Annotated in this window: 1 protein-coding gene; it reads left to right on the top strand. The window is 64.1% G+C overall.

The window, feature by feature from the left end; translation table 11 throughout:
• Positions 1-49: 49 nt before the first annotated feature.
• Positions 50-459 (top strand): DUF5110 domain-containing protein (locus AACY45_RS28460; RefSeq protein ID WP_339548802.1); only part of this gene is annotated, 410 nt, incomplete at its 3' end.

Raw genomic sequence — 459 nt, 5'->3', positions numbered from 1 at the left:
CGGGAACGACTGGTATGATTTCTGGACCAACTAGCGCTACCCCGGCGGCGTGACCGCTGCCCGCGAAGCGCCGCTCGACGTAATTCCCCTCTATGTCCGCGCCGGGGCGATCGTCCCGATGGGGCCCGTGCTGCAATATGCGACCGAGCGGCCCGATGCCCCTTATGAGATCCGCGTCTATCCGGGAGCGGACGGTCGCTTCACGCTCTATGAAGACGACAACGAGACCTATGCCTATGAGAAAGGGCAGTCGGCGCAATATGATCTGGTGTGGGACGACGCCAAGCGGACGCTGATGATCGGCGCGCGGCGCGGGGCCTTCCCCGGCATGGTGCGGCAACGGACGTTAAAGGTCATCGTCGTCGACCGCGGGGGTGACGAAAGGGCTGGGCAAGAGGATACGCGAACCCTCCGGTATGACGGGGGTGCGGTCAGTCTCCATTTCGATCGCACGGGTTG

This window comes from Pseudomonas sp. RA_35y_Pfl2_P32 (assembly GCF_963970735.1).
Classification (GTDB): domain Bacteria; phylum Pseudomonadota; class Gammaproteobacteria; order Pseudomonadales; family Pseudomonadaceae; genus Aquipseudomonas.
This window is presented reverse-complemented; position numbering and strand designations above follow the sequence as displayed.